Annotated in this window: 4 protein-coding genes; all 4 read right to left on the reverse strand. The window is 32.3% G+C overall.

What is annotated here, in order from left to right:
• Positions 1-486 precede the first annotated feature (486 nt).
• Positions 487-1,206, reverse strand: a complete 720-nt coding sequence (locus tag IV86_RS08450) for a winged helix-turn-helix domain-containing protein (protein WP_056979571.1) — start codon at positions 1,204-1,206, stop codon at positions 487-489.
• Between the two features lie 111 nt (positions 1,207-1,317).
• On the reverse strand, positions 1,318-1,809 hold the full coding sequence (locus IV86_RS08455; protein WP_002834346.1) for a GNAT family N-acetyltransferase: 492 nt from the start codon (positions 1,807-1,809) through the stop codon (positions 1,318-1,320).
• A 10-nt stretch (positions 1,810-1,819) separates the two neighbouring features.
• Positions 1,820-3,223: a C4-dicarboxylate transporter DcuC gene (gene dcuC, locus IV86_RS08460; protein ID WP_056979572.1), complete on the reverse strand. Its 1,404-nt coding sequence runs from the start codon at positions 3,221-3,223 to the stop codon at positions 1,820-1,822.
• An 11-nt stretch (positions 3,224-3,234) separates the two neighbouring features.
• Positions 3,235-4,164 (reverse strand): ribonucleoside hydrolase RihC, encoded by a 930-nt coding sequence (gene rihC / locus IV86_RS08465; RefSeq protein ID WP_002834344.1) that lies wholly within the window; start codon positions 4,162-4,164, stop codon positions 3,235-3,237.
• Positions 4,165-4,424: the final 260 nt, after the last annotated feature.

Raw genomic sequence — 4,424 nt, forward strand, 5'->3', positions numbered from 1 at the left:
AATCATTAGGGAATCAATTAAAAAGATATAATTTGTTGAAAAATAAAATGGAATGGCAGACTAAATTCACTGGTGTTGTATTAGTTTGGTAAATAAAGTTTTTAGAACTCATCATTCATATATTGGATAAGCCGTTTTTATGAATTAGTCCTACTCTTGTTTTCTTGAACTATTTGGATACTATGATAATGAGGGATGAAAAGAAGAGGCATAACTTGTCTAAAAACACCAAACGACCTAAACTCATGGTGATTAAAAAAGAGCGGGAATTCTAATAATTAAATTTACATCATTTTAAAACTAATATATAAGACTTAATTTGTGACCCCTTATTAATAGCGATTAAACTATCCATTTTTAATGATTAATACGTTTAAGATGGTTTTATAGGTCAGTTATAATCCTAGTACGAAAAAAATCCCAATACTTAAATGTTTTTTCATCAGTTAACTAGTATTGGGAGTATTTTTAAGCGTTTTTAGTGATTTATGAGAGAGTATTTGGGTGACGCACCATTTCTGTGCGAAATAAAGTACTTGGTATGTAATACTTGTTTTGAATTAATCGATCACCGTGTATATCGAATATGTCTTCTGTAATTAACATAAGGGGAGAGTCATTAATAAAATTACGGCGAAACGTAGAAGGATGTCTTTCTGAGACGGATAATGTCAAAGTGGAACTAGAAGCCACCTTGTAAACATTATTTTCTAGGAACTGCACAATACTTTTGGGATTATTAAGGTTAACAGAAAATTTATCTATAGTTTCTGGCATTACGATTGCTAAGTTATTAGCAATGTTATTTATGCCATTTTTGTACCAAACGTTAAGAGTAAGATAATGGCGATTTTGTACACCAAATAATTGATCAGTAAAAGCACTAGAAGTATTTTTATGATAGTATGTCTCACGGCTTTCTATAGGAACTGTTAAGGTAGTTAAAATAGGTGAAATAAAATTTTCTAGGTGTTGATTACTATAAGAATTATTTTTACTAATATAATGGCCTTTTCCGTGAATACTAGTGATAAAACCATCTTCTTTTAACAGAGACAAAGCTGTTCTAAGGGTAACACGGCTAACATCAAATTCTTTAGTAAGAATCTCTTCAGATGGAATTTTTTCACCGGAAATTAATTGGCCTTGCTCAATCATTTTTAGTATTTTGTTGTACACTTTAACGTATTTTGATGGTTGATGCATTTTACGGTTAACTCTCCCTATCTTTTAGATTTAAATGTGAATTAAAAATTAATCCGAATACCAATTATCATCAAATGACTGGTATCCGGATTAATTAGCTGTTTAATCCAACTATAATCTTAACATTTTCTGTGTAAGATTATAGTTGTAAATAATGAAATCTCCATACTCTTCTCTTCCACGAATTTTAATTTTATGAGAAAAAGAAAATCCCAAACTAGTTAGAATATGAATCATCGGTAAATTACTATGATTAGTTGTTATCCAAATATTGTCTACGTTGTTAGAATAGCCATTTTGAATGATATTTGAGAGTATTTTTTTTGCTATTCCTTGCCCCTTTACTGAGGAATGGACCATTAATCGATGTAAGTACCAATCCTTACCTCTTCGATCGATGCTAATCGCTGCAATATTACTTGCTCCGGTTGAATAAAGAGAACGGTCTTCAATATCTTTGATTAATACTCCAATATTGGGGTAATAGCTATTCCATTGAGTAATATGGCTTGAAGCCATTTGTTCTTTTGCATCTTGTAAAAGATTGAGTAATAGAGGTAAGTCCTCTTTATAAGCTGGTTGAAGTTCAATAGATTTAAGCATGGATGTACTCCTAAAAGATTAGTAGAGACATAACAAGCATCATGATTACTCCAAAAACCATTGGAACGGAAGTGCGTTTAACAATTTTTACTGGAGATAACTTTGTGGTTCCAGCAACTATTAAAATAACTGCCGCTACAGGAGAGATTGCTCGCAATAAGTTCCCTGCTAATTGCATAGGTACTGATAGGGCGATAGGGGAAATACCTGCAGCTTTAGATAATGGTAATAACAGAGGAATCATTGCATAAAGTAACGCAGTTCTACTTCCACTTAATAAGACAATAATTGCCGTGAATACAACCATAACTACTGGTAAAACAATACCTGAGCTATTCATAGTTTGCATAGTTTTTTGAATTAAATCAATTATCCCTATCGAAGTTAGCCCTTGTACGAATACTTGGGCGGAAACTAGTAATGCTACGATACTCATTACGCTACCCATACCTTCAAAAAAATTACTAGTTTCTTTTAAAACAATTTGGGGATGCTTTTTATTAAAAATTTCTACAAGTACAGCAATAACAAAACTAAGTAAGCTAACTAATTGAACACTAATATTCAGCTTAGTGTGAAGAAATATATTGGTGAAAAAGATAATTAGCAATATTACAATAGGTAAGAGCGGTAGTAATCCATAAATAAAAGCTTTGAATCCTTTATAACTTACCTTAGGTGACGCTGTTGAATCCTGTTCTTTATTTTGAGAAAGCTCTGAAGAATATGACAACTCTTCAGGATGCTTTTTGTCTTGATATTTTTGCCATAAATAATGAACTATAGTAATAGCTAGCAAGGTTGGAATAGAAATTAAAGCGTGTTTTTGAAAAACATAATCTGTTACAGACATGTGAAATTGGGATGCAATAGCTACGTTATCTGCACCTAAGGGAGTTGGAACTATTGTAGCTGAAGTTCCGATGATAGCTGCTGATGTTAGTCGCGACATGCCTGCAGAACGCAATACGGGATATAGAGTTGCAAGAAGAATAATTGCTAGATTTGAAGCACTTGGAATTACAAGTGATAATAGGTTTCCAATAAGAAAAACAATGGGAGCTAGTAAATAAATAGATTTAATTTTAGTGATTGGTTTGGTAAGTGCATGTACAGTAACTTGATTAGCACCTATGTGGTTCATATAAGCGCTATAACCACCTAAAATTAAAATAACAAATCCTGGTCCTACTAAAGTTGATGAAAATTGATCAACAATTGCCTGAAATGGATTTAATAAATTTGTACCAGTAGGTTGTGTTACCTTTAGCTCATTATCCAACAATATAGCGATGTACATCAAAATTAAACCTAGTGATAAAAGTATCATTTTAATATCATTTTTCTTTAATAACATATAAATCAAGATGCTTATAGCTATAATACCAATGATAGAGATTAATACTGCGTGCATGAGATCGCCTCCTATATTGTTTTTGATATCATTTTGGTGAACCAGTCTTCAAATTGTTTAGTATCAACGTTAATTGCCACCTCTGCATTGGAATTTTCCCCAAGGTATCCCTTAAGATCAATTAATGAAGCACCTGCTGTAAATGCTCCTTGGGTTTCTATAGCAACATAGGTTGATTTCATCTCAAATATTTCTGGTTTTAAAATCAACCCTAAAGCGAGGACGTCATACATATTTAATCCCTTATCAAAACTACCTCCACGATAATGAGAAAAAAGTGAATAAAACATTTTACCGGTTTTTCCAAGATTTTTTATTTTTCCTGAAGTGGCGGGCATTATTTTAGCTTGTCTCCCTATTTCCATGGGTACAATACGTATTGAAATATTACTGTTAAATACTATTTTTGCTGCTTCAGGGTCAACTCCAAAGTTAAACTCAGATAAGACTCCCAAGTTACCTCTACCTAAAGCTCCTCCCATTAATACAATTTCGTGGATATTCTTACTATCCTGTGGATAGAGATGAAGATAAAGTGCAATATCAGTTAAAGGTCCAAGTCCCATTAAAGTTACAGGAACAGTACTGTTTGATACAGTTTCATGCATTGCTTGTACCGCGGTCCTTGATACATCAGGTGTGATTTTAGGAATAGGAAAATCAAAGCCATCCATGCCAGATTCACCATGAACGTTACTAGCATTTTGTTTTTGTCGAAGGAGAGGTGACGGGCTTCCTGGAACAATAGGTATTTCTTTGTTAAAAAAAGTTAGAAGCTTTTGTGTATTATGAGTTGTTTTTTCTAAACTTACATTACCCGCAATAGGACATATAAGTTTGACATCTATATCGTTACTAAAAAGTGCCAAAGATATTGCAACTGCATCATCGATACCAGGATCAGTACTGATAATAACAGGTTGTGCTTTTAAATTATTCATCAACATAGGTTTAATAACTTCTTAGTTATATTTTTGAAAACGTTTTCCGAAATTATTATACAACGTTGTATTTAATTTTGAGGGTTAAAGTAATGTATACAAAAAATATTTGATTGACGAATCTAGTGCACCTTAAATAATCGAAGATTTAGCTAAGAATTTGTATCAGGTTAATTAATGGTGAATTATATTCAGTTTCGAATTATTAAAAAATATTAGAGAGATTTTCTTTTGATATCATCGAAGGTCGTCCCTATGAA

Source organism: Pediococcus pentosaceus (assembly GCF_001437285.1).
Classification (GTDB): domain Bacteria; phylum Bacillota; class Bacilli; order Lactobacillales; family Lactobacillaceae; genus Pediococcus; species Pediococcus pentosaceus.